Below are 25,587 nucleotides of genomic sequence, written 5' to 3'. Positions count from 1 at the left end.
GGCGAGCTGAAGAACCCGGCCATCACCCTGTACACGTACAAGGACGGCAAGAAGGTGGCCCTGAACTGATCTTCAGTTCGGTTGCGACCCACCTGACAAAGGCCACCTTCGGGTGGCCTTTTTTTTGGGCTTGGTCCGGGTCATCGCATCGTGCGTCACGGCCCGGGCCCAAAAGCGTCTGTTTCAACCCACAAAACTGCGCCGGGTTGAGGGCTCTAATTGATTTCTGATTTGGCTGTTGATAGCATTAAAATCATATGAATCAATATAAAATGATTCATATGTTTCTGGTGGCGGGCTCGGAGGCTGGGCAAACCCCGAATGGCGGGGTTTTCGACCGAGGGTGTCAGTTTCTGCGCACAAGGCACTGGCACGGGTGCTTTTTCGGGGGCGCGATCCGATCAAGATCAGTTTCAAGCCCGCTGCTATTTGTTACATTGGAAATGCCCAGTCGGTGGCTGCCGCCTGGGCACCGTGCAGACAGCGAAGACAAGCAAGGACAAAAAGATGCGCGTTCAACAGGTGAAATTGAGCTCGAGCCAGGACCTGGCGGCTCTGGACGAGTTGCTGGGGCTGGATCCGGCGATGTTGCTGGTGTTCGGGGCGGTGCCGTTCTTCAGCGACTTTGACCTCCATGGCGCCTTGCGCTCGCGTTTTCCAAAGGCCCTGTTGATGGGGTGCTCCACCGCGGGTGAAATCAGCCCGGATGGCGTGTCCGATGGCCAGTGTGTCGTCACGGCCGTGAAATTTGACCGCACCACCTTGCGTTTGGCCAGCACCCGCGCCGACACCATGGCGGACTCGTTCAGCGCCGGCGAGCGCCTGGGGCGCGACCTGGCTGCGCCCGAGCTCCAGGGCGTGCTGTTGTACGGACCTGGCGTGGCGCTCAACGGCAGTGCCCTGGTGGAGGGCCTGACCTGTGCCTTGGGGCCCGGGGTGCCGATCACCGGGGGCCTGGCGGCCGATGCCGGCGCCTTCACCCAGACCTGGGTGCTCGGCAATGACGGGGTGTCCGACCGCGCCGTGGTGGCCCTGGGCCTGTATGGTGAGGCCGTGCGCCTCGGCCATGGCTCGTTTGGCGGCTGGGTGCCGTTTGGGCCGGCGCGTCGCGTCACGCGGGCCGAGGGCAATGTGCTGCACGAACTCGACGGTGAACCGGCGCTGACCATCTACAAACGCTACCTGGGCGACCACGCCAAGGACCTGCCCGCCTCGGGGCTGCTGTTCCCGTTTTCCATGCACGATGAAGCGCAAGACGGCACCGGCCTGATCCGTACCATCCTGGCCGTCGACGAGGCCAGCGGCAGCCTGACTCTGGCCGGTGAAGTGGCCCAGGGTTGCTTCCTCAAGCTGATGCAGGCCAGCACGGACCGCCTGATCGACGGCGCCGAGAACGCCGCCGAAGCCGCCCGGGCCATGCAGGGCGGGCACGACGCCACCCTGGCCATCCTGGTCAGTTGCGTGGGGCGCAAGTTGGTGATGGGCAGCCAGGTCGACGAAGAGGTGGCCTCGGTGGGCGAGGTGCTGGGCCCGCGCGCCTTGCTGACCGGCTTTTACTCGAATGGCGAGATCAGCCCCCTGGCCGAAGCGGGCAACTGTGAGCTGCACAACCAGACCATGACCATCACCACGCTCTACGAGGCGGCTTGATGCACCGGGGACTGAAGCGGCAACTCAAGCGCACCCTCGGGGTCGAGGACGAGCTCAGCTGGGATGCGGTGCGGGGCGAACTGGCCACCGTGGCGGCCGGCTTGCCACCCCATCTGGCGCGTGTGCTCCATGGCCTCGGCGACCTGGTGACCCAGGTCGACGGGGCTTATGCGCAATATGAGCGTGACCTTGAGCTGCGCATGCGCAGCCTGATGCTCAGTTCCGAAGAAATGAGCCAGGTCAACGACCGCCTGCGCGAAGAACTGCACAGCCGCGAGCGGGCCATTGACTCGCTGCACGCCACCGTGACCCACCTGCTGCCTGAGGCGGCATCGGACGCGCCGCTGGACCGCAACCTCGAAGACCTCTCCGGCCTGCTGTCCGATCTGGTGGCCGAGCGCGAGGCCAGCCGCCGGGCACTGGACGACCAGCAGTTCGCGCTGGACCAGCACGCGATCGTCAGCGTCACCGACCTGCAGGGGGAGATCCTGCACGCCAATGACAAGTTTTGTGAGATCAGCGGTTACTCCCGCGAGGAACTGCTGGGTCGGAACCACCGCATCGTCAAGTCCGATCTGCACCCGCCCGAGTTTTATGCGGGCCTGTGGCGCACCATCTCGGCGGGGCAGGTGTGGAAGGGCGAGCTGTGCAACCGCGCCAAGGACGGCAGCCTGTACTGGGTGGCCGCCAGCATCGTGCCTGCGCTGGACAAGCAGGGCCGGCCGTTCCAGTACACGGCCATCCGCACCGACATCACCGAGCGCAAGCGCATCGAGGCGTCACTGGCCCAGGCGGCCAGTCGGCTGGAACTGGCCACCAGCTCCGCCGGCATTGGCGTGTGGGGCTGGAACCCGCGCACCGACACGCTCTGGATCGACCAGCAGATGGGGCGTTTGTTCCAGATCGAGACCGTGGGCTTCAGTGGCCGCTTCCAGGAGCTGGCCGACCGCGTTCACCCCGAAGACCGGGCCCGTGTGGAGATGGATTTCGAGACCGCCCTGCGCGAGGGCATCGACATCCGCACTGAGTTCCGGGTCCGCCTGCCCCAGGGTGAAGAACGCTACATGCGCTGTGCCGCCTCCGCCGTGATGGGCCCGGATGGCCGGGTGGACCACATGATCGGGGTCGACTTCGACATCACCAGCTTGCGCGTCGCCGAGCTCAGCATGCGCCAGGCCAAGGAGGCCGCCGAGGCGGCCAACCGCTCCAAGAGCGAGTTCCTGGCCAACATGAGCCACGAGATCCGCACACCGATGAACGCGGTGTTGGGCATGTCGCACCTGCTGCTGCAAACCCCGCTGGACCGCAAGCAGACCGACTACGTCAACAAGATCCAGCACTCGGGCCAGCACCTGCTGGGCATCATCAACGACATCCTGGACTTCTCCAAGGTGGAGGCGGGCAAGCTCGATGTGGAGCACATCGAGATGGACCTCGAGAAGGTGCTCGAGAACGTGGCCAACCTGGTGGGCGAGAAGGCCCAGGCCAAGGAGCTGGAGCTGCTGTTCGACGTGGCCCCCGACGTGCCCACGCACCTGGTGGGCGACCCGCTGCGGCTGGGCCAGATCCTGATCAACTACGCCAACAACGCGGTCAAGTTCACCGAACGGGGCGAGGTGACGATCGAGGTGCGCAAAGAGCGCGAGAGTGACAACGAGGTGGTGCTGCGCCTGGGGGTGCGCGACACCGGCATCGGGCTGAGCCCGGAGCAGATGGAGCGGTTGTTCGAGAGCTTCCAGCAGGCGGACTCGTCGACCACCCGCAAGTACGGCGGCACGGGGCTGGGGCTGGCGATCAGCAAGCGGCTGGCGGCGCTGATGGGCGGCGAGGTGGGGGTGCAGAGCGAGCTGGGTCAGGGCTCGACCTTCTGGTTCACCGCCACCTTGGGCAAATCCTTGCAGACCCAGGCCCCACGGCCCCAGATTCCCGACCTGCGCGGCACCAAAATGCTGGTGGTGGACGACAACGCGCGGGCGCGCGAAATCCTCGGTCAGCTGTTGGCGCAACTGACCTTCGATGTCGATTTCGTCGACAGCGCCAGCCAGGCCCTCCATGTGCTGCAACAAGCCGAGGCGGCCCAGCAGCCCTATGACCTGGTGTTCCTGGACTGGCGCATGCCCGACACCACGGGCATCGAACTGTCGCAGCGCATCGGCCAACTGGCGCTGCAACGCCTGCCCAAGCGGCTGCTGGTGGCCGGCCACGGCGGGCGCGAGGACACCCGCAGCAGCGCCCGCGAGGCCGGCATCGACGGCCTGATCATCAAGCCCTTCAACCCCTCGGCGCTGTTTGACGCGGTGATCGAGGTGCTGGGCAAGAGCCCCGGCCCGCGCCGCTCGGGCCAGGGCAAGAGTGCCTTCTGGAGCGGTGGCTCGGGCCTGCAGGACCTGACCCAGGTGCGCGGTGCCCGCGTGCTGCTGGTCGAGGACAACGACCTCAACCAGGAGGTGGCCGCCGGCATCCTGCGCCTGTCGGGCCTGCTGGTGGACATCGCGGGCAACGGCCAGATCGCGCTCGACAAGGTGCGCCAGCAAGACTACGACCTGGTGCTGATGGACATGCAGATGCCGGTCATGGATGGCATCACCGCCACCCAGGAGATCCGCAAGCTCGACGACTACGCCCACCTGCCCATCGTTGCCATGACGGCCAACGCCCGCGACACCGACCGCGAGCGCTGCCTGTCCGCGGGCATGGTGGACTTTGTGGCCAAGCCGATCGAGCCTGAAGAATTGGGCCGGGTGCTGCTGCGCTGGATCCCGGCCAAAGCGGCCGAGCCGGTGGCCGAGTCGCCCAGCCAGGAAGACCCGGCGCAGATCCTCAGCCGCTCGGTGCTGCAGATCCCGGGCCTCGACGTGGCCCAAGGCCTGCGCCGTGTGATGGGCAGCATTCCGCTGTACCTGTCGCTGTTGCGCAAGTTCATCACCGGGCAACGCGAGGTGCCCGACCAGATCCTGCAGGCGCTGGCCGAGCCCGACTGGGTGCGCGCCGAGATGCTGGTGCACACCTTGAAGGGCGTCGCTGGCAACATCGGTGCCACCGATTTGCACCAACTGGCGACCCAGCTCAATGACCTGGTCAATGAGCAAAGCGACGCCAACGCCGCCCTGGTGCTGGCGGGCCAGCTCAAACAGGGCTTGGCGGTGGTGGTGGCCGGTATCGAGTCCCAGTTGTCGCCCACGCCCGCCGCGGCTGCGCCGACCGCCGCGGACCCCGCCGAGTCGCAGCAGGCCCGCGAGGTCAGCGCCCGCCTGGCGGTGCTGCTGTCCGACGACGATCCCGACGCGGGCGACTGGCTGGAGCAGCACGCCGCCTTGCTCAAACGCCACCTCGGCCCGAACTACCGGGCCGTGGAGTCCGGCATTCGGGGCTTTGATTTCCCAGCGGCTTTGGCCGCTTTGCGGCAAAGTGCCTGAATGGCCACAACGTTGTATTCACCGACCGCCCGCCGAGCCCCCAGCGTGACCGCCCGCCACGCTGCGCCGGCCTGCGCGGCCTCCTTCCGATTCAGGTAGCCCCATGCAAGCCCCCGCCATACCCCACGATGAAGTCAGCCGAATGGCTGCCTTGCAGATCAGCGGCCTGCTCGACACGCCGCCCGAAGAGCGCTTCGATCGACTCACGCGGCTGACCTGCCGGGCACTGGGGGCCCAGATTGCGCTGGTGTCCCTGGTGGACAGCGAGCGCCAGTGGTTCAAGTCCTGCCAGGGCCTCGATGCCCAGGAGACCCCGCGCGAGCTGTCCTTTTGCGGCCACGCGATCCTGCAGGCAGAGATCTTTGAAGTGCCTGATGCGCTGCTGGACCCGCGTTTTGCCGACAACCCGCTGGTCACCGGCCCGCCGCATGTGCGGTTCTACGCCGGCGCGCCGTTGCGCAGCTCCGACGGCTACCGCCTGGGCACGCTGTGCGTGATCGGCGATCAGCCACGCCAGCTCAGTGACGAGGAGCGCCAAACCCTCAAAGACCTGGCCGCTTGCGTCGAACAGGAGATCGGTCAGCACAAGCTGCAAGAGAAAACCCTGGCGCTGCAGCAGGCGCGTCACCTCGGTGAGGTGCTGGTCGACACCCAGGCGCTGTTCATCCGCGATGCCGACCGGCCCCAGGTGTTCGAGAACCTGCTCAGCGAGCTGTTGGCCCTGACCGGCAGTGACGTGGGCTTTCTGGGCGAAGTGTTCCACCTGGGAGACGACTTTCCGAGCCTGCAGATTCAGGCGATCCACTCGCTGGATGCGCATTCCGCCACCCGCCTGCCGGGCGAGTTGGCTGATGAGGACGAGGACCGCAGCGACGACCTCAAGAGCCTGCAGCGGGTTTTTGCCAGTGTGCTCGAGTCGGGCACGCCGGTGCTGCGCGACAGCCATGGCGACAACCAGGGCGCCTTCGATCTGGTCTGGGGCGAGACCCAGCTCAGTGCCTTCTTGGCGGTGCCGATCCACCATGGGGGCGAACTGGTGGCCCTGCTCGGGGTGGGCAAACTGCGCGGCACCTACGCCCCGGGTTTGACGGACTTTCTGCGCCCCCTGCTGGTGACCATCGGCCAGCTGATCGAGGCGGCCCGCATCCAGGCCGAAAACACCCGCATCCAGCGCGAGCTGACCCGCCTGTCGCGCGTGGCCAGCGAGACCACCAACGCGGTGATCATCACCAACGCGCGTGGCGAAATCGACTGGGTCAACGACGGCTTCACCCGCATCTCGGGTTACCGGCTGGAGGAGGTGCGCGGCCTGCGCCCCGGGCATTTTCTGCAAGGCCCCGACACCGATCCGGCCACGGTGGCGCACATCAAGCGTTCGCTGCGTGCCGGGCAGGGCTTCCGTGTCGACCTGCTGAACTACGGCAAGAGCGGCGCCCCGTACTGGGTGGACATCAGCTGCAACGACCTGCGCGACGGCGACGGCGTGCTGCAGGGCTTCATGGCCATCGAGACCGACATCACCGAGAGCAAGCGCGACGAGCAGGCACTGCGCCAGGCGCGCACCGAGGCCGAGGCGGCCAACCGCTCCAAGAGCGAGTTCTTGGCCAACATGAGCCACGAGATCCGCACACCGATGAACGCGGTGCTGGGCATGTCGCACCTGCTGCTGCAAACCCCGCTGGACCGCAAGCAGACCGACTACGTCAACAAGATCCAGCACTCGGGCCAGCACCTGCTGGGCATCATCAACGACATCCTGGACTTCTCCAAGGTGGAGGCGGGCAAGCTCGATGTGGAGCACATCGAGATGGACCTCGAGAAGGTGCTCGAGAACGTGGCCAACCTGGTGGGCGAGAAGGCCCAGGCCAAGGAGCTGGAGCTGCTGTTCGACGTGGCCCCCGACGTGCCCACGCACCTGGTGGGCGACCCGCTGCGGCTGGGCCAGATCCTGATCAACTACGCCAACAACGCGGTCAAGTTCACCGAACGGGGTGAGGTGACGATCGAGGTGCGCAAAGAGCGCGAGAGCGACAACGAGGTGGTGTTGCGGCTGGGGGTGCGCGACACCGGCATCGGGCTGAGCCCGGAGCAGATGGAGCGGTTGTTCGAGAGCTTCCAGCAGGCGGACTCGTCGACCACCCGCAAGTACGGCGGCACGGGGCTGGGGCTGGCGATCAGCAAGCGGCTGGCGGCGCTGATGGGCGGCGAGGTGGGGGTGCAGAGCGAGCTGGGTCAGGGCTCGACCTTCTGGTTCACTGCCACCTTGGGCAAGAGTTCACTGCAGCGTGTGCCGCCGCGGCCCGAGCCCGACCTGCGCGGCAAGCGCATGCTGGTGGTGGACGACAACGCGCGGGCCCGCGAGATCCTGGGCCAGTTGCTGACCCACCTGACCTTCCGGGTCAGCTTTGCCGAAGGGGGGGACCAGGCCATCGAGATGATCCAGGCCGCCGACGACGCGCAGCAGCCCTTTGAAGTGGTGTTCCTCGACTGGAAGATGCCTGGCCTCAGTGGCCTCGCAGTGGCCGACCAACTGCGCCGCCGCGTCCTGCAACGCACGCCGCGCACCGTGCTGGTGGCGGCCGACAACAGCGATGCCGTGCGCATGGAGGCCTTCGCCGCGGGCATCGACAACCTGGTGGTCAAGCCGGTCAACCCCTCGCTGCTGTTTGACAGCGTGATGCAGGTGCTGGGTGGTCGCATGCTGCGCAAGTCGGCCGTCACGCTGGCCGAGGCCCCGGGCCAGAGCCTGGGGGCCGTGGCCCCGGCCACCGCCGATGTGCTGCGCGGTGCCCGCGTGCTGCTGGTCGAAGACAACGAGATCAACCAGGAAGTGGCTGCCGGCATGCTGACGCTGTCCGGACTGCTGGTGGATGTGGCCGAAAACGGCCAGGTGGCGCTCGACAAGATCCGTGAGCGCGACTACGACCTGGTGCTGATGGACATGCAGATGCCGGTCATGGACGGGGTGACGTGCACGCGGGCGATCCGCCAGATCGACGAGTTGCAGCACATCCCCATCGTTGCCATGACGGCCAATGCGCGCCAGTCGGACCGCGATCTGTGTCTGGAGGCCGGCATGGTGGACTTTGTCACCAAGCCCATCGAGCCCGAGGAACTGTGGCGCGCCTTGCTGCGCTGGGTGCCGGCGCGCCGGGCCAGCCGCGCGGCCCAGAGCGCCTTGGGGGGCCTGGGGGCGGCGGCCGCTGCGGGCCTCAGTGGTGCCGAGGCCAGTGCCAGCCTGGGCGGCGCCGTGATCCAGATTCCGGGGCTGGACGTGGGCCAGGGCCTGCGGCGAGCGATTGGCAACATCCCCCTGTACCTGTCGCTGCTGCGCAAGTTCGTGGCCGGGCAGCGCCATGTGGTGGGTGAGATCCAGTCCGCCCTCCAGGCGCAGGACTGGGGCACGGCCGAGTTGCTGGCCCACACGCTCAAGAGCGTGGCGGGCAACATCGGTGCCCACAGCCTGCAGTACGCGGCGGCTGACCTGGAAGACGTGTTGCACGCCCCCGAGCGCCGCCCCGAGGTGCCCGCGATGCTGCCGCGGGTGGACGCCCAGTTGCAGGCCCTGGTGGCCAGCATCGAACAGCAGTTGTCACCCGGTGCGGCGCCGGCCGCTCCGGCGCCTGCCGCGAAGGAGGCCGCACCCGCCACAGCCGCCGTCAAGGTGGTGGAAGCCGCCACCGACAAGCCCCTGGTGCTGGTCGTGGACGACACGCCTGAAAACCTGTCGCTGATGAGTGCCGTGCTCAAGGACCGCTACAAGGTCAAGGTCGCCAGCAAGGGCGAACGCGCCTTGCAGATTGCCACCACCAGCCCGGCGCCGGACATCATCCTGCTCGACGTGATGATGCCCGAGATGGATGGCTACGAAGTCTGTCGCCGCCTCAAGGCCGACCCGCGCAGCGCCCACATCCCGGTGCTGTTCCTGACCGCCAAGACCGATTCGGACTCCGAGGCCACGGGCTTCCAGGTCGGTGGTGTGGACTACATCGGCAAGCCGATCAGCCCGCCGGTTGTGCTGGCCCGGGTGGCCGCTCAGTTGCAGCTCAAGCGCATGGCGGATTTCCTGCGTGACAAGAACGAGTTCTTGGAGCAGGCCGTGTCCGAGCGCACCCGCGAGCTATCGGCGATCCAGGACGTGACCATCCTGGCCATGTCCTCGATGGCCGAAACCCGCGACAACGAGACTGGTAACCACATCCTGCGCACCCAGCGCTACGTGCAGTGCCTGGCGCAAAAGCTCCAGGCCCTGCCGCAGTTCGCCAACGTGCTGACCGATGCCTACATCCACCTGCTGTACAAGTCCGCCCCGCTGCACGACATCGGCAAGGTGGGCATCCCGGACCACATCCTGCTCAAGCCGGGCAAGCTGACGCCGGAAGAGTTCGAGATCATGAAGACCCACACCACGCTGGGTTACCTGGCCATCGACCGGGCCGAGAAATCGCTGGGAATGAACCTGCCTTTCTTGGCCCCGGCCAAGGAGATCGCGCTCTACCACCAGGAGAAGTGGGACGGCTCTGGCTACCCCGAAGGCCTGGTCGGCGAGGCCATCCCGCTGTCGGCCCGCCTGATGGCGGTGGCCGATGTGTACGACGCGCTGATCAGCCGCCGCGTCTACAAGGGCGCCATGAGCCACGACGAGGCCATGGCCATCCTGCGCCAGGGCCGCGGCACGCACTTCGACCCGGTGGTGTTCGACGCCTTCCTGGAGGTCGAGGACGAGTTCCGCCGCATCGCGATCAACTTGTCCGACCCAGACCACTGAACCCCGAGGCCGCCCCTGCGCCCCGAGCTTTTGGGGCCGCCGTGCGGGCGCCGGCCCGACGGACTGTTCGGGGTGGCTCGGGAGGTGGGGAGGCGGGTGGTGCTGGGCGCTTGGGGCGCACCGACGCCGTGGGCGCAGGCGCCGGACAGCGCCTGCCCAGGGCCCGATGACCCGCGCCCCCGGGCCCCATGGTGGGGCCCCGGCGGGGCTGGGGTGAGGCGCGGCCTCAGCCTGGGTGGCGGCGCACGCGGTTCAAGGCCAGGCGCGCGATCTGGGGGGCGGCGGCACTGGTGCCCACCAGCCGCACTGTGGACCCCGCGCGGGTGCCCGCGGCACGCAGGCCATGGAGGACCGGGTTTTCGTCGGACGGGGCCAGGGTGTGGGGGGCCTTCACGATCAGCGGGGAGCGGCTGGCCCGCAGTCGGTCGGGGTCGTCGACCGGCGCGGAGTAGGGCGCCCAGCGCTCGGCGTCGCTGGCCTGGAGCCGGGTGCCACCCACGCTGATCACGCGCGCCCCGGTGGCAATGCTGTTGAAGGTGCCACTGCGCCGCAGCCACGGTCGGGCCTGGAACGGGCGCGTGTCCAGCGTTTTTTCCACGTCGTAGTCCGGGTCTTCGAGGCGCGACTGGGTCGGCCCGCCGCGCCGGCCCAGCAGCACGTCATCGCGCTCGACGTAGGCGTCGAAGGTGAAGGCGGCGTCACCCCGGTTGTGCAGGCTCAGCGTCCACAAGCCCGCCGGGCTGGTGGCCACCCCGGGCTGCAGCGAAAAGCACGGTGCCAGCGCCAGCAGGGCACAGCAGTCCGGTTCGCCGCGCGCGTTGCGCTGCGGAAAGCTCAGCATCGCCAGGGCCTGCCCGCTGGCGTTGCGCCACACACCGGCGTCGCCGACCCGCAGCGGCGGCAGGCTCCCCAGGCCGGGCACCTGCAGGGTCAACTCGAGGTGGGGCGCGGCCGCGGCGGGCAACCACAATTCCAGGAAGTTCTGCGTGGGGTCGCCCGGCACGCAACGCCAGCCCAGCGACAAGGTCTGGCCCGGCAGCACCGGGGCGTTGCCGTGGGTGCGGCCCTGGTAGGCGTTGCTGGTGGGCAGCACCAGGGTCAGGGTGCCCGGCCAAAGGGCCACCAGCTGGTCCATGGCGCGTTCCAGCAGGCTGCTGCCGTCGTGCGGACCGGCCAGCGTGCCCCAGCTCAGGTTGACCACCACCTCGGCCTCGGCGTCGCAGCAGGACAGGATGTACATCAGCCCGTCGAGCAGGTGCACCCGCATCGATCCGCCCGAGGTGTCCTGCACGGTGGCGTGGTCCAGCTGCACGGCCACGATGGGGCAGCGGCTGGCTTCGTCATCGGCCAGGCGCCAGCTCGGGGGCGCCAGGGGCTCCCAGGTCTGGCGCTCGTTGAGGCCGGCCACGCTGGCGCTCACGGTGCGCGGGCCCGCCGCGATGTCCAGCACATGGGTGCCGTGGTTGACCCGTTTGTCCATCGCCAGGCCCATGCCGAACTGGCGGTAGACCTGGGCCTCGTCGTCTTGCCCGTGCTGCACGCTGGCTTGCACGGCGGCGTTGATCTCTTCGGCGGTGATCTCGCTGCCATAGTGCAGGCCCGGCGGGGGCGCCTGCTGCGGCAGCGGGTCCTGGCACCAGAAATACGCCACGCGCGTGCCGCCGCCCTGGGCCGCGGGGGCCCTGAAGCGCGGGTGCGCAAAGGCCAGGCCACCGTCGATCACGCCCAGCACCTTGCCACTGAGGCCGGGCGCGCTGTCCGGGCCGCTGGCGCAAGGCGGGCGTTTGGCCACGCGCGCAGCACCGTCGGGCGTGCCCCGCGCCATCGACAGCTCGTAGCGGCGCAGCAGCGGCGCCAGGTCACCCTGGCTGCGGGCAAAAAACGCGGGGCTGGCCTCGGCGGTGCAGTAGCGCAAGGCCGCTTGCAGCGGGCCGGTGGGGCGGGTGTAGAGGTCGGGAATGCGCAGGCATTCACCGGCCGCGGCCTGCAACTGCAAGGGGCTGCAGTCGGGGGCCAGCTCGATCAGCAGGCTCAGCCGTTGCGGGCCTGCGTGGCCAGGGGAGCGGCGTTGCGTGGACAGGCCCACGGTTTCGGCCCAGATCAGGTACGGGTCAGCACCTTCGCGTTGGGCACGGTCGTTCCAGTCAAGGCCCGTGAAGCGGCCACGCGGCAGCGCGGACCACTGCAGTGACGACGGGTCCGGGGGAGGGGTGACGGGCTTCATGGTTCAGGCCCATTCCGCCAGTGCCAGTTGCCACTGGCTGCTGAGCCAGCCCGAGGTGGCCAGCGGCGTGCTGGCCGCGTGGTAGCGGTAGTACGGCGGCGCGTCATCGCCTTGCAGGGGCAGGCGGGGGTCAAAGTCGGCTTCGGGGGGGTAGGCCGGGCCGTCGAAGTGGCGACCATGGAAGGGCGATTGGGCCACGCTGCGGGCCACCACGAACTCGGCCAGGCTGGTGCCCAGCAGGCGACCCGCGGCCGAGTCCACCGGGTAGTGCAGGCCGGCCACCGTGCGGTTCACGGCCACACGAGCGGCCAGCCGGTTCAGCTGCTCGGCGGCGCGCGGGTGGCCGGGTCGCAGGTGCGTCAGCAAGGCGGCCATCAGGTGGGTCTCGGTCGAGTGCCCACTGGGCCAGCTGGCGTGGGCCGGGGTCGGCACCATGGGCTGGATCTGCGCCGACAGTTGCACCGGGCGGGGCACGTCGAAGCCCAACTTGAAGCGCATTTCGACCAACTGGGCCAGCGACAAGGCGGCGCTCAGCCATTCAAGGGTGCGTTTGTGTTTGTCCGGGCTCAGGCCCACGATGGTGGCGACATAGTCGAGCGCGCCCTGGGCCTGGGACAGGATCTCGCCACCGCGGTCGTCGCGCAGCTCGGCGTAGTTGGCCACCAGGTCCAGCTGGCCCCGGAAGGTCTCGGCCGAGGGGCGGGTGAGGCGCACGACCTCGACGGGCGCCGCACCCGGCGCATGGAACACCAGCGCGATGTGCTGGGCATGGTGCTCAAACGCCAGGCCCGAGAGCATCTCGAAGGTCACGGTGGCCACGCGCGCGGGGGGCAGGCTGCGCGTCAAGGCGTGGGCCCCGTCCACCGGCGGCAGGGTGGGGGGCGCGTCGAGCGGCACATAGCTGCCCACCAGCGCGGCCCGGCTGTTGGTCAGCGAGGCCGACAACAACTCGGTGGGCACCCCGGGCTGGCCTGAAAACCCACCCGAGAACCCGCCGGAAAAGCCCCCTGAGAAGCCGCCCGAAAACCCACCTGAAAACCCGCCCGAGAAACCCCCGGAAAATCCCCCTGAAAAACCTCCAGACATGGCATCCACTCCTTGTAGTTAAGTGATCGACTTGCACTCAATTCGGTGTTGATCCTTCGGGCGGTCTGGGCGCTCAGGTGTCGGGGACACCTAAAGCGCGCAGGGCGGCGATGCAGCGCTGGCGGGTCACGCTTTGCCCGCTGCCCATCGCCATGTACCTCTGGATCGTGAGCCCGGGCTGCTCCTGCAGCAGCCGGGCCAGGGTTTTCTGTCCTTCTTCGGCGTGCCCCAACTCGACTTGGGCGGTCAGCAGCACGCGGTAGGCCGGCGCATGGTGGGCATTGGCCCGGATCGACCGGCGGGCGTAATCGATCGCGCCCTGGTGTTCGTGGTTGGCCAGCAGGGCCGACGCGGTGATCAGGTCGTAGTAGTACTTGATCGGGTCGAGTGGCGACAGCGCCTCGGCGTATAAGGCCTCGGACACCGACTCGGGGGCCGAGCCCCACATGGTCGACAGCACGCTCTTGAACAGCCAGGCCAGCGACTCGTTGGGGTTGGCCTTGACGGCCGCGTCCAGGCGCTGCTCGGCCAGGCCGAACTCGCCCAGCAACTGGGTGTAGATGTGGCCCTCCACCGACAGGGTGAGGGCGTTTTCGGGGTCGAGGTCGAGCGCGCGCTGGGTCTGGCTGAGGGCAATCTTGACCTCGCGCTGCGGGTCGGTGCTGAGGCCGCGCACGATGTTCAGCACATGCCACTTGGCGAGCCAGGCGCGCAGCGTGGCCACGCGCCCATGGCGCTCGATCAGCACCGACAAGATCTCGCGGCTGCGTTGAAAGTCGGCCAGTGAGCTGCGGTGCATGAGGCCGATGCCCCCCACCATCAGGGCGTTGCTGTCCAGCCGGGGCAGGGGCTGCGACAGGGTCTTGCTGACCTCGGTGTTGACGATCTGGCGGTTCACCAGCTGGCTCAGGCGACCGATCAGCTGGCTGTCGGCCTGCAGCAGGTCCAGCGTGGGTTCGCTGAGGCGTTCGGCCCAGATCACCTGGTTCTGCCGGGTGTCGACCAGCTCGGCCATCAGCAGCGTGGTCTCGCCCATCACCGCGTAGCTGCCCGACAGCAAGTAGTTGGCCCCGAGGTGGGCGTCGGCGATCTCACGGCCGTTCTGGCGCTCGCGCAGGCCCTGGGTCGACATGCGCGAAATGACCCGCACGTCCGGGTGGCGAGACAGGCTGGCAATCACGCCATCGGCGATCAGCTCGCCAATCACCCATTCCTCGGCCACTGCGCTGCGCGAGCGGAACGGCACCACCGCGACGGTGGGGCGCAGCGATTGCTGCTCCTCGCTCACATCGCGCAGCACCGGGTTGATGCCCACGGGCCCGAGGCGGAAGGCACGCACCGGCGTGTCGACGTGCTTGAGGTAGCACTCGCCCAGGTCGGTCAGCTCGGCATCGAGGCCGGAGGTCAGCAGGTCGCGCACGCTGATGCTGGCCACCGTCTCGCCCGGGCCGGCCAGGCCGCACAGGCGCGCCGCCAGGTTGACCCCGTGGCCGTAGATGTCGGCCCGGTCCTGGTAGACCGGGGCGGCGTTCAAGCCCACTCGCAGCGCCAGCGGGCTGCGACCCGGCTCGCCGTCCGCCGTGCCCGGGGTGCCTGACGCCTGCATTTGGGCGTGCAGTTGCAAGGCCACCGACGCCGCGTGCTGGGCCTGGTCGAACTCGGCCATCAGGCCATCGCCCAGGCTCTTGACGACGCGGCCTCCACCGGCTTCGATCAGGCGACGCGCCTCCAGCGTGAAGGCGTGCCAACGCAGCACGGTGTGGTGTTCGTCCTCCTGCATCAGGCGCACCGACTCGACCAGATCGACCACCAGGATGACCTTCAGCGCGCTGGGCAGCAGCAGGCCGTCGGGGCCAGAGGCTGGGTCGTGGTCGATGAAATGCAGGAGACTCAAGTGGGCGCTCGCGGTTTCAGGGGCTGGGCAGGGGCGGTGGGGTGAAACGGCAATGGGAGACGGTTCAGTGTAGCAACTGTAACTTTACTGGGTCACGGTCGATGCCGGCGCATGTCGGCCTCATGACCGACCCTCGCCAGAGGGGACTTGGCCGGGCCCGATCAGGGCCTGGCAGAGCTGCGGCCGGGCAAAGTGAAAGCCTTGCGCATAGGTGCAGCCGAGGCTGCGCAGCAGGTCGGCGGTGGCGGCGTCTTCGATGCCTTCAGCCACCGTGCTCAAACCCAGCAGATCGGACAAGGCCAGCGCGGACTTGACGATCTGCACACTGCGCTCGCCGTTGGGCAGGCGCTCGACAAAACTGCGGTCGATCTTGAGGCACGAGAACGGCAGCGTTTGCAGGTAGTCCAGTCCCGCGTAGCCGGTGCCAAAGTCGTCCAGCGCGACGCCCACGCCCATGTTGCGCAGGCCCTGCACCACATGGGTGACCACTTCCACGCTGCTGATGATGATGGTCTCGGTGAGCTCGATGTGCAGCTCCTCGGGCGCCATCTGGTGGGCCTCCAGGCAGGCCTGGATGCGCTGCACCACGCCGGGGGCGCACAGCTCGGGCGCCGACAGGTTTACACTCATGAACGGGATGTGGCCCGTGCCCGCCTGGCACAGCGGTCGCAGCTGGGCCCAGTCGGCCACGGCCTGGCGCAGCACGAACTCGCCCACGCGGTGGATCAGGCCGGTTTTCTCGGCCAGCGGGATGAATTCGTCGGGGCTGATCAGCCCCAGCACCGGGTGGCGCCAGCGCACCAGGGCCTCAAAGCCGGCCACCGCGTGGTCGCTGAGCAACACGATGGCCTGGTAATGCACCTCCAACTGCCCCAGGCGGATGCCGTCCGACAGGCTCTGGGCCAGCGACAGGGTGCGCACCGCGGCGTTGTGCAGTTGCTCGCTGGGGTCGAGTTCGGACAAAGCATCCTGGCCTTGGGGGATCAGGCCCAGCAGCGGCGGGCCATCGGTGCGGGCGCTGCGCACCCGGCCCAGCAGCAGCTTGACCAGGTACTGCACCACCGGGTCGGCCTGGCGCAGCAGGCCCTCGACATGGCCGCGTTCGATGCGGATCAGGCTGGTGGGCACCAGGGTGCGCACGGTGGCCGAGCGGGGCAGGCCGTCGAGCAGGGCGATTTCGCCAAACATGGCGCCAGTGGCCAGCACATCGACGCGGCGTTGGTCACCTTCGGGGCCCAGCAGGATTTCGACACAGCCTTGGTCAATGACATAAGCCGCCTCTCCAGCCTCACCGGCGCGAAAGACAATTGCATTGGCGGCATAGGTTTCCCGCTGGAAACCCGTGGAGACATCAACCATCGTGTGATCCCTTAGCTGCGGGCAGCATAGCAGGATGTTTCAAGGCGTAACAGTCGTGATCCAATCAGCGTGTGCCCTTGATCAGACACTGACCCGGCGCGGTCACGACCTGCTGTCACCACCGACTGCCACCCGCTGCGTCCACCAGCCGCGTCCTGCCACCGCGCTCACGGCCCCGGGCTTGCGGGGGCCTTCTCCGGGCCGTGGGCCTGGGGGGGCTGCAGAAAGTCGCGCGCCTCGGCCTGGGTCGAGGCCCAGGGGCCTGGGGGCACGACCTGGGGCGCGGGCGGGTCACCCCGGTAGTGCGGCGACATGATCTGCACCCCCATTTCGTTGAACACGTCCTGGATGTGGGCGTACAACTGGCTCATGGCCTCGATGCGGCGCTGGGGCGCCGCCTGGTTGCTCTGGCCACACAGCAGGTAGTCCACGTAGTAGTCGGACAAGCCCGTCTGCACCACATAGGGCGGCGGGCTGCTGGCCACGCCCTCGGCCCGGCGTGCGGCCTCGATCAGCATCGCGTGCACTTGGCGCCACGGCGTGGCATAACCGATCGTGACGCTGGCGTGCAGGACAAAGCGCCCATGGGCCACCAGGCGCGAATAGTTGCAGATCGGCTGGCTGAACACCACGCTGTTGGGCAGGCAGACTTCCTCGCCCATGCCGGTGTGCACGCGGGTGGTGAACAGGCTCAAGCCCACCACGGTGCCTTCGGTTTGTCCCAGTTTCACGTACTCGCCCACCCGCAGCGAGCGTGAATACAACAGCGACAGCCCCGACAGGGCCTGGCCGACCAGGCCCGAGGCGCCCAGCGACAGCATCAGGCCGGCCAGCACGGTCAGGCCCTTAAAGGCCTCACTGCCCGAGCCCGGCAGGTAGGGGTAGGCCATGGCCAGCGCGAACAGGCAGATCAGCAGGTTGCCGATGCGTCGGGTCGGCACGGCGATCTCGGCGTCCACCGCGCCCAGGCTGAGTTCGCCTTGCTCAACCCGCTCCATCACGGCCGAGAACAGCTGGACCGCCAGCCGGGCCAGCCAAGCGATCAACAGCGCAATCAACAAATTGGGCAAGGCGTCCACCACGGCCGAGGCAAACTGGCTGAACAGGCCCAGCAGCCGCTCGCTGCTGCGTTCCCCCCAGGCCCGGGTGTAGGCGAACTGGCGCAACACAAAGGTGACCCAGGTGTCCAGCACCAGGAGCGCCAACGCCAGCGCCAGTGCCCGGCTCAGCCACTGCACCGCGGTCTGGGTGTGGGTCAGGTATTCGCGCATGAACAGGGCCAGCGAGCTGTGCACCGCGGTGTGGCTCAGGGCCTCGTGCCATTGGCGGGTCCAGCGTCGGCGCAGCACCAGCAACAGATAGAGCAACCCCAGACTCACCGCGCTGGCCAGCACGCTGTACAGGCTGGCCAGCGCTAGGGCCCGCGGGTCACGCGCTTCGCGGTACTCGTCGACCGCCTGCTGCAGGCGCGCCTGCACTTCGCGCGCTGCCACGTCCAGGTGGCGCGTGGGCCGCCCGCCGCCCAGGTCGGCCGGCAGAACCCACAGCACGGCTTGGCCATTGACGTCAAAGCGCAGTTGCTCTTTGACCGCCTGGTAGGTCACCGACACGGGGCCGCCGGTGGCCAGCGCTTCGATCAGGGCCTCGTGGGCCAGTGCGGCGCGGTCCGCGGGCGTCTCGGTGGCTGTGTAAGCCCGGAAGGTGACGATGGTGCGGTGGTTCAACCGCAAGGTGGCGCCAGCGGTGCCGGTGGTGACCGCGCTGACGGCGCTGGTGGTGTTGCCCGGGGGCAGGGCTTGGACCGGGGTGGCGGGCGGCGCCGCCGCCTGGGTGGCGGACGGTGGGGTGGCCTGGGCGGCGGGCAGCTTGGCCGACTCGGCCAAGCCCCACATCCCCACCAGACCCAGGCACAGTGCCAGTTGGCTCAGATGGGCCGGGCGGAAAAGGAGGAACAGACCCAACAAATGGTCAAGCCAGGGGGCCCGCGCGTGGCTGCCCGGTCTGGCTTGGGCCCGCGCCCGCTCGCCAGGGCTGGGGCCTGCCGACAGCGCGATGGGGGCATTGATTGGGTGGCGTCCGGGGGCGCAAAGGGTCAGCTTCATCGGTGCCAATGCCTTGGGAGGCCGTCATGGGGGCCCCGATGATAGGTTCAGCCCAGGCCGATGGACGCCCGCTCGGGGGGCCGAATTTGTAAGGGCTCCGAACCAATTGATGCGGGGTGTTGGCCAGGCCGTCCGGGGCGCCAGACGAGCGGGTTGTCCGCCCGCCGGGCCCGTGGGTGGGGGACTGTCGCAGTCGCAGTCGCATTCGCCGTGGCGGTCGCGGTGGCGGTGGCGATGACTTGGGCGCGGGGCCCGCGCGGCGGCTGTGCGCCAGGGGGATGAAGGCGCTGGGCGGGGGCCCGCGCTTCGGACGGCCCCAAGGGCGTGGCGAGTGGCGCCGCCCCCGCCCTTGGGGGCGCCGGCGGGGCCCGGGCCCACTGGGGGCCAGCGCTCGCGTTGAGCGCCTGGGTAACGCGCCTGAAAGCGCCTGAAAGCGCCTGGGTCGGGGCCTCAGCCCGCGAGGGCCAGGCGACCGGGGCTTGTCGGCCCTGACAGGTGGGCCGAGCGGCCGGTGCCCCGGGCCGTTTCGACCTGGAAAAAGGCCACCGACTCCACCAGGGCATGGGCCTGCCGGTTCAGGCTGCTGGCGGCGGCGGCCATTTGTTCGACCAGGGCGGCGTTCTGCTGCGTGGCGTCGTCGACCTGGCCCACGGCTTGACCGATCTGCCCGATGCCGTGCGCCTGTTCGCGGCTGGCCGAGCTGATCTCGCCGATCAGGTCGGCCACGCTCTTGACCTCGCCGAGGATCTCCGACATCGCCGAGCCCGCGGTGTTGACCAGTTCGGCACCGGCTTCGACCTTCTCCACACTGGTGGAGATCAGGGTCTTGATCTCCTTGGCGGCTTGCGCGCTGCGCTGGGCCAAGGTGCGCACCTCCCCGGCAACCACTGCAAAGCCCCGCCCTTGCTCACCCGCGCGGGCGGCCTCCACGGCCGCATTCAAGGCCAGGATGTTGGTCTGGAAGGCGATGCCATCGATCACGCTGATGATGTCGGCAATCTTGCGCGAGTTGGCGGTGATGTCCTCCATGGTGTCCACGACCTGGCCCACCACCGCACCACCGCGCTCGGCGGCGGTTTTGGCCGTGGCTGCCAGATCGCTGGCCTGCACGGCGGTGTCGGAGTTTTGCTTCACCGACGCGGTCATGCGGCCCATGGACGACGTGCATTGCTGCAGGTCGGCCGCTTGTCGTTCGGTGCGTTGAGACAAATCGGTGTTGCCGGCGGCGATCTCGCGCGCTCCGTTCTCGATGGACAGCGCCGATTCACGCACGCGGGTCACGATGCCAGCGAGCCCTGCCTGCATTTCACCGAGCGAGGCCAGCACGCTGTTGGCCGGGGCGGTGGCGCTGCCCGCCACCGGCCCCAGATGACCTGAGGCCACCTGTTTGGCGGCCGCGCGCAGGACCAACGGGTCGGCCCCCAGCGAGCGCATCAGGCTGCGGTTGATCAAGGTGGCCAGCCCGATCGCGGCCAGCACCGCGCCCAGCGAGCTCAGCAGCAACACCAGGCGTTTGCTGCGAAAGCGCTCGGCCGACTGCTTGATCTCCTGAGCACCGGCGCTGGCAATCATCCTCGAGTACTCGGTGGTGGTGGCGATGAGTTGCTTCAGCAGGGGCTGGCATTCCTCGTTCATTTTGGTGATCGCCTCCTCTTTGCGTCCGGCCAGGGCCTTGGCAACGATGTCCATCGCCACTGGTCCGTACCGGGCCTCGAGTTTCTCGAGCTTGTCGAGGATTTCGCGCTCTTCCGCTGTCACGCCCTGGGTGTTGGCGACCGCGGTCTTGAGCTTGGCCAGGCTGCCTTGCACCCGCTCGTGCGCCGCCCTCACAGCCTCGTTTTCGGCCCGCACGTCCTCGGGTCCTGTCAGCACAATCAGGTTGCGCGCTGCAATGGCGCGGGCGCTCGCCGCGGCCCGCACGTCGCGGGCCAGGCCACCCCGGCTGAACTCATCGGTGACAAAGTTGTCGAAATCGCGCTGAGACTCCGCCAGACTGCTCAAGGACAGGGCTGAAACGGCCAGCAGGATGGCCACCAGCACCGAGAACGACAGCGTGAGCTTGCGCGAGAGCGAGAGTTGTTGAAACGCCATGAGGTTCATATTCAGCATTTGATGGCCGCATTTTAGCGATGAAAGGCGAAAAATAACGCTTCAAATGTGACAATATACTCCGATTGGTATTTTAATATCATATTCTGGGTGGTGGCCCGCCACGATTCGGGCTGCCGATGTCATCGGCCGAATCCACCCCCACCGTCCGCCAGATCCGCGTCCCGCCCGGGGGCGGGCACCGTCTGGTTCGCTGAGGCCCGGCCTCTGCCTGGGCCCGCGGTGACGTCAGGCGCTCAGGCCGGGTCTTGGGGCTTGGTGCGGGTCTGAGGGGGATGGGGCGCTTCGGGCGGCTGGGGCACGGCGCCCCCGGGCGGGGAGGCCCAGGGCCCGGGCGGCACCACCTGCGCCTCGGGTGGGTCGGCCAGGTAATGCGGCGACATGATCTGCACCCCCATTTCGTTGAACACGTCCTGGATGTGGGTGTGCAACTGGCTCATGGCCTCGGCACGCCGATGCGGCGCCTGCTTGTTGCTCTGCGCGCACAGGCGGTATTCGACGTAAAAGTCGGACAGCGCGGTTTGCACCACATAGGGCGCGGGCTCGGTGGCCACCCCGGGCGTGCGGCGAGCGGCTTCGAGCAGCATGGCGTGCACCTGCCGCCACGGCGTGGCGTAGCCGATGGTGACGGCGGTGTGCATGACAAACTGCCCGTCGGCCACCAAGCGTGAGAAGTTGCGGATCGGCTGGTTGAACACCACCGTGTTGGGCACGCTGACCTCCTCACCCATGCCGGTGTGCACCTTGGTCGTGAACAGGCCCAAGGCCACCACGGTGCCCTCGGTGTCGCCCATCTTCACGTACTCACCCACCCGCAGTGAGCGCGAATACAGCAAGGTCAGTCCCGACAGGGCCTGGCCCACCACACTCGAGGCGCCCAGCGACAGCATCAGGCCCGCCAGCACCGTGACGCCCTTGAAGGCCTCGCTGTTGGCCCCGGGCAAGTACGGGTAGGCCATGGCCAGCGCAAACAGCCAGATCACCAGGTTGCCCAGGCGGCGGGTGGGCATGGCGCTGTCGGCGTCGAGCCAGGGCAGGTGAACTTCGTCGCGCTCCACCCGGGCCAAGAAGCCCGACAGCAGGCGCGTGCCCAGGCGGGCCAGCCAAAAGATCAGCACCGCCACCACCAGGCTGGGCACGGCCTGCGCCACGGCGTTCAGCAGTTGCTGGCCCAGGTCCATCAGCCAGGCTGTGGAGCGCTCGCCCCAGGGCCGGGTGTAGGCGAACTGGCGCACCACAAAGGTGGCCCAGGCGTCCAGCAGCAGCAACAGCGCCAGGCCCGTCAGGGCGCCCGCCAGCCAGTGGGTGGCCGTGCGGGCGTGCGCCATGTAGTCCTGCATCACCAGGCCCAGGGCACCTTGGCCACTGCCCTTTTTGAGGGCTTTTTGCAGCCGCAGCGTCAGGCGCCGGCGCAGGGCCAGCAGCAGGCGCAGCAGGGCAAAGGCCAGGCCGGTGGCCAGCGCCGAATACAGCGCCCCGCGCGCCAGGCTGCGCGGGTCGGTCGCTTCACGGTGTTCATCGATGGCGGTTTGCAGGCGCCGGCTCACTTCGCGGGCCGCAGGGGCCAGCAGGCTGGCCGGACGCGGGCCCCCCAGGTCACTGGGCAGCAGAAAGAACACCGCTTGCCCATCGACCTCCAGCCGCACGGCGCCGTCGAGCAGGCTGTGCGTGACCCGCCCCGGGCCGCCGGCGGCCAGGGCCTGGTTCAGGGCTTCGCGGGCCAACTCGGTGCGGTCGGCCGGCGAATCGCCGAGCAGGCTGGCGCGGAAGGTGACGATGCGTCGCTGGTTCAGGCTCAGGGTGCTCAGCTCGGCAGGCCCGGGGGCCGGTGCAGCCGCGCTTGCCGCGGCAGTGGCCGCCAGGGCGGGCAGGGGGCTGCTGGCGGCGGGGAGCGCCGCTGGCGCGGCCGCCGACGGCGGCGGTGACAAAGACGGTGACAAAGGGGCGGGGGGCGGTGCCAGCGCCAGGTCACCGGCGTGCAAGGCCAGGGGGCTGATGCTGCCCGCGATGAGCAGGCCCAGGGCCATCAGGTGGCGCCGCACCGATGGCCCCCACCAGGCCTTGAAGTCCGCTGAATGCCGTGAAAAGTCCATCCCACCCGCCGCCTTGTTCGTAGAGCTTGCCTCGTGGGCCCATGATAAAGCGCAGACGGTGCGTTTCATCGACTCATCGGTCAAGGCGTGGTGCTCGGCGCCCGTGGGCGGCGCGCCAGGGGCGCAGGTCAGCCCAGTTCGGGGGCGCGGTACACCAGCACCTTGAGCGAGCGCTCGGGTGACACGTCGGCAAAAGCCGCCGGGTTGGCCACCCGCTCGACCCATTGCAGTTCGGGGGCCAGGGCCTGCATCTGGTCCTGCAAAAAGGCCAGCCCAAGTTCGGGGGCGTTGAGGCACAGCAGCACATGGCCGCCCGGTGTCAGCAGGTCGGGCAGTCGCCGCATCAGGCGCGCGTAGTCCTTGGTGGCCACAAAGCTGCCTTTTTGGTAGCTGGGGGGGTCGACGATGATCAGCTCGTAGGGGCCAGCGCGGTTGATCTTGCCCCAGGTGCTGAAGAGGTCATGGGCCAGAAAACTCACGCCGTCGGTGATGCCGTTGAGCTGGTGGTTCTGTTGCCCGATGGCCAGGGCGCCGTGGCTCATGTCGAGGTTGAGCACCTGGCGCGCGCCGGCCTGCCTTGCCACCACCGAGAAGGCGCAGGTGTAGGCGAACAGGTTCAGCACCTTGAGCCGTGGGTGCCGGGCCACCTGGGCCTGCACGTGTTCGCGCACCCAGCGCCGCCCCTCGGCCATGTCCAGGAACAAGCCGTGGTTTTGGCCTTTGAGCACATGGACCCGGTACTGCAGCCCGTTTTCGCTGACGTGGTGGGGCTCGGGCACCTGACCGGCCATCAGCCGCGTCTCGCTGCGGCCCTCATGGCGGCATTGGTAGACCCAGTTCAAGGGCCGATCGGCGGGCTGCGCGGACCAGCGCTGGGTCAGGGCCTCGTGCACGGCGCTCAGCTCGGCCTCGGTGGCGGGCTGAAAACTGGTCAGCACCCAGACGGGCGGGAAGGCGTCGAGCACCCAGTGCTCGCAGCCTGGGTACAGGCCTCCCCGGCCGTGGAACACGCGCTGGGCATCGGTGGGGTTGAGGTCCATCGTCGCGATGGCGTCGAGCAAGGCTTGCATGGCAGTCGGCAGGTATCCAAAAAGAAAAGCCCGGCATCAGCGGCCCGCAGGCCGGCTGAACCGGGCTCGGGGCGGTCAGCCCTGGTCGGCTTGGGGCGCGCGCGGTCGGCGTGGGCGCGCCGGGGTCTTGCGGGCCGGTTTGGCCGCTGCGTCGGCCACGGGCGCGGCCGGCTCGCTGGCCTCCAGGCTGGCTGCCGAGGCGGTGGCGGGCTGCTGAGCTGCAGCCGGTTCGCTGGCCGGCGCGGCGTCAGCGGCCGGGGTGCGCGCGGTGCTGCCCCGGGTGCGCCCGCCACGGGGGCGGCGCTTGGAGGGGGCCTGGCCCTCATCCGCGGCCGCCTGGGGGGCGTCGCTGGCGTCGCTGCCTTCGGCGGGGTTGGCCGCTGGCGAGGGCGCGACGGGGGCCGCCGCTGCGGCGGCCGAGGGGGGCGCAGAGGCCTCGTCGTCGAGATCCTGGGGCAGGCCCTCAAACGGCGTGGCGCCACGGACCCGGCCCTCGGCACGGCCGCGTCCGCCGCGACGGCGGCCGGTCAGCGGGCTCTCATGCGCATCGGGGGCCAGCGGCTGAGCCTCGTCGTCCTCATGCAGGCGGGCGACGTCGGCTGGGGCGCTGTTCAGGGCGTCATCGTCCACCGGGGGGGCCTCGGCTCGCAGCGACTGGGGCGCCGGTGCCGGGGCAAAGGCCTCGGGCGGGAAGTAGCGCGACACGGGGCGTTCAGGGGCCTCGTGCACGGGCGAGAAGTCATGGCGCTCATGGCGCTCACCGCGCTCGGTGCGATCACCCCGTTCGCCTCGGTCACCCCGTTCGGCGCGGTCCGGTCGGTCCGGTCGGTCCTGGCGGGCCGGGCGCTCAGCGCGGTCACTCCGCTCGGGCCGTTCGCTGCGCTCGCCACGGTCCGGGCGTTCGCTGCGGTCAGCACGGTCATGGCGCTCGGGCGCACCGTCGGCACGTGGGCTGGCCTGGCTGGGCAGGGGGGCGGCACCGGTCCCGCTGCTGCGGTACACATAGGCGCCTGATTTCTCGTCGCGGCCAAATTCCATCAGGCCACGCGCCTGGGCTTCCTCGAGCAGGTTGCCGAAGGCACGGAAGCCAAAGTAGTTCTCATTGAAGTCAGGGCGGCGGCGCTTGATGGCCTCCTTGAGCACCGAGGCCCAGATCTTGCCGCTGTCGCCGCGCTCCGCCATCAGGGCATCAAAGGTCTCGGCGGCCATTTCCACGGCTTGGGTGCGGCGGGCTTCGAGGGCTTCCTTGCGGTGGCGCTCTTCCTCGGGCGTGCGGCGGGCCGCCGGGGCGGCATCGGCCGCGGGTTGGCGGCGGGCCAGGGCGCGCTGCTTTTCGCGCACCAGGTCGTCGTAGAAGATGAATTCGTCGCAGTTGGCGATCAGCAGGTCCGAGGTGGACTGTTTGACGCCCACGCCAATCACCTGCTTGTTGTTCTCGCGCAGCTTGGACACCAGCGGCGAAAAATCAGAGTCGCCACTGATGATCACAAAGGTGTTGACGTGCGACTTGGTGTAGCAGAGGTCCAGCGCGTCGACCACCAGGCGGATGTCGGCCGAGTTCTTGCCAGATTGGCGCACATGGGGGATTTCGATCAGCTCGAAATTGGCCTCGTGCATGGTGGCTTTGAAGCCTTTGTAGCGTTCCCAGTCGCAATAGGCCTTCTTGACCACGATGCTGCCCTTGAGCAGCAGGCGCTCAAGAATGGGTTTGATGTCGAACTTTTCGTAGTTGGCGTCGCGCACGCCAAGGGCCACGTTTTCAAAGTCGCAGAACAGCGCCATGCTGACGTTGTCGGGAGGGGTCGCCATGGGGTTC

The 25,587-nt window shown here is 68.6% G+C and carries 12 protein-coding genes and 1 pseudogene; 4 read left to right on the top strand and 9 right to left on the bottom strand.

Translation table 11 applies throughout. The annotated features are described in order from the left end of the window. Positions 1 to 507 precede the first annotated feature (507 nt). The 4 genes and pseudogenes from PSQ40_RS03355 to PSQ40_RS03340 all read left to right on the top strand — a co-directional run bounded on the left by PSQ40_RS03355 (position 508) and on the right by PSQ40_RS03340 (position 9,834). The gene (locus tag PSQ40_RS03355; protein WP_273948804.1) at positions 508 to 1,650 is read left to right on the top strand and encodes an FIST signal transduction protein; all 1,143 of its coding nucleotides are present in this window, start codon (positions 508 to 510) and stop codon (positions 1,648 to 1,650) included. Beyond that, positions 1,650 to 5,066, top strand: a complete 3,417-nt coding sequence (locus PSQ40_RS03350) for a hybrid sensor histidine kinase/response regulator (RefSeq protein WP_273948802.1) — start codon at positions 1,650 to 1,652, stop codon at positions 5,064 to 5,066. Before PSQ40_RS03355 ends, PSQ40_RS03350 begins: the two co-directional genes overlap by 1 nt. A 103-nt stretch (positions 5,067 to 5,169) precedes the next feature. After that, positions 5,170 to 8,631, top strand: a pseudogene (locus PSQ40_RS03345) (response regulator); the annotation flags it as partial. Positions 8,632 to 8,730: 99 nt separating this feature from the next. Then, positions 8,731 to 9,834 carry a two-component system response regulator gene (locus PSQ40_RS03340; protein ID WP_273948842.1) on the top strand — a complete coding sequence of 368 codons (1,104 nt, stop codon included), beginning with the start codon at positions 8,731 to 8,733 and terminating at the stop codon, positions 9,832 to 9,834. 226 nt (positions 9,835 to 10,060) lie between these two features. Here the strand turns inward: PSQ40_RS03340 and PSQ40_RS03335 are convergent, their stop codons facing one another. From PSQ40_RS03335 to PSQ40_RS03295, 9 genes are all read right to left on the bottom strand, one after another. Further along, on the bottom strand, positions 10,061 to 12,058 hold the full coding sequence (locus PSQ40_RS03335; RefSeq protein WP_273948801.1) for a S8/S53 family peptidase: 1,998 nt from the start codon (positions 12,056 to 12,058) through the stop codon (positions 10,061 to 10,063). 3 nt (positions 12,059 to 12,061) lie between these two features. Continuing rightward, complete coding sequence (locus PSQ40_RS03330; protein WP_273948800.1) at positions 12,062 to 13,018, bottom strand: phosphatase PAP2 family protein; 957 nt, start codon at positions 13,016 to 13,018, stop codon at positions 12,062 to 12,064. 199 nt (positions 13,019 to 13,217) lie between these two features. Next, complete coding sequence (locus PSQ40_RS03325; RefSeq protein WP_273948799.1) at positions 13,218 to 15,038, bottom strand: adenylate/guanylate cyclase domain-containing protein; 1,821 nt, start codon at positions 15,036 to 15,038, stop codon at positions 13,218 to 13,220. Between the two features lie 120 nt (positions 15,039 to 15,158). Further along, complete coding sequence (locus PSQ40_RS03320) at positions 15,159 to 16,397, bottom strand: EAL domain-containing protein (protein WP_273948798.1); 1,239 nt, start codon at positions 16,395 to 16,397, stop codon at positions 15,159 to 15,161. Positions 16,398 to 16,564: 167 nt separating this feature from the next. Then, positions 16,565 to 18,358 (bottom strand): mechanosensitive ion channel family protein, encoded by a 1,794-nt coding sequence (locus PSQ40_RS03315; protein ID WP_273948796.1) that lies wholly within the window; start codon positions 18,356 to 18,358, stop codon positions 16,565 to 16,567. 591 nt (positions 18,359 to 18,949) lie between these two features. Beyond that, positions 18,950 to 20,590 (bottom strand): methyl-accepting chemotaxis protein, encoded by a 1,641-nt coding sequence (locus tag PSQ40_RS03310; protein ID WP_273948794.1) that lies wholly within the window; start codon positions 20,588 to 20,590, stop codon positions 18,950 to 18,952. A gap of 254 nt (positions 20,591 to 20,844) precedes the next feature. Next, positions 20,845 to 22,701 carry a mechanosensitive ion channel family protein gene (locus PSQ40_RS03305; RefSeq protein WP_273948792.1) on the bottom strand — a complete coding sequence of 619 codons (1,857 nt, stop codon included), beginning with the start codon at positions 22,699 to 22,701 and terminating at the stop codon, positions 20,845 to 20,847. A 128-nt stretch (positions 22,702 to 22,829) separates the two neighbouring features. Continuing rightward, entirely contained in the window at positions 22,830 to 23,771 is a 942-nt protein-coding gene (locus PSQ40_RS03300) for a class I SAM-dependent methyltransferase (RefSeq protein WP_273948790.1), read from the bottom strand. A 75-nt stretch (positions 23,772 to 23,846) separates the two neighbouring features. After that, a complete protein-coding gene (locus PSQ40_RS03295) occupies positions 23,847 to 25,580 on the bottom strand; it encodes an NYN domain-containing protein (protein WP_273948788.1) in 1,734 nt (577 codons plus the stop codon). Positions 25,581 to 25,587: the final 7 nt, after the last annotated feature.

The sequence above is a fragment of the Curvibacter cyanobacteriorum genome, from assembly GCF_028649475.1.
Classification (GTDB): Bacteria; Pseudomonadota; Gammaproteobacteria; order Burkholderiales; family Burkholderiaceae_C; genus Curvibacter; species Curvibacter cyanobacteriorum.
This window is presented reverse-complemented; position numbering and strand designations above follow the sequence as displayed.

What these genes read in the sequence shown, in the direction of transcription:
- PSQ40_RS03355 (WP_273948804.1), top strand. Translation starts at nt 508, where the DNA reads ATGCGCGTTCAACAGGTGAAATTGAGCTCGAGCCAGGACCTGGCGGCT.
- PSQ40_RS03310 (WP_273948794.1), bottom strand. Translation starts at nt 20,590, where the DNA reads ATGGCGTTTCAACAACTCTCGCTCTCGCGCAAGCTCACGCTGTCGTTC.
- PSQ40_RS03350 (WP_273948802.1), top strand. Translation starts at nt 1,650, where the DNA reads ATGCACCGGGGACTGAAGCGGCAACTCAAGCGCACCCTCGGGGTCGAG.
- PSQ40_RS03300 (WP_273948790.1), bottom strand. Translation starts at nt 23,771, where the DNA reads ATGCAAGCCTTGCTCGACGCCATCGCGACGATGGACCTCAACCCCACC.
- PSQ40_RS03295 (WP_273948788.1), bottom strand. Translation starts at nt 25,580, where the DNA reads ATGGCGACCCCTCCCGACAACGTCAGCATGGCGCTGTTCTGCGACTTT.
- PSQ40_RS03305 (WP_273948792.1), bottom strand. Translation starts at nt 22,701, where the DNA reads ATGGACTTTTCACGGCATTCAGCGGACTTCAAGGCCTGGTGGGGGCCA.
- PSQ40_RS03335 (WP_273948801.1), bottom strand. Translation starts at nt 12,058, where the DNA reads ATGAAGCCCGTCACCCCTCCCCCGGACCCGTCGTCACTGCAGTGGTCC.
- PSQ40_RS03320 (WP_273948798.1), bottom strand. Translation starts at nt 16,397, where the DNA reads ATGGTTGATGTCTCCACGGGTTTCCAGCGGGAAACCTATGCCGCCAAT.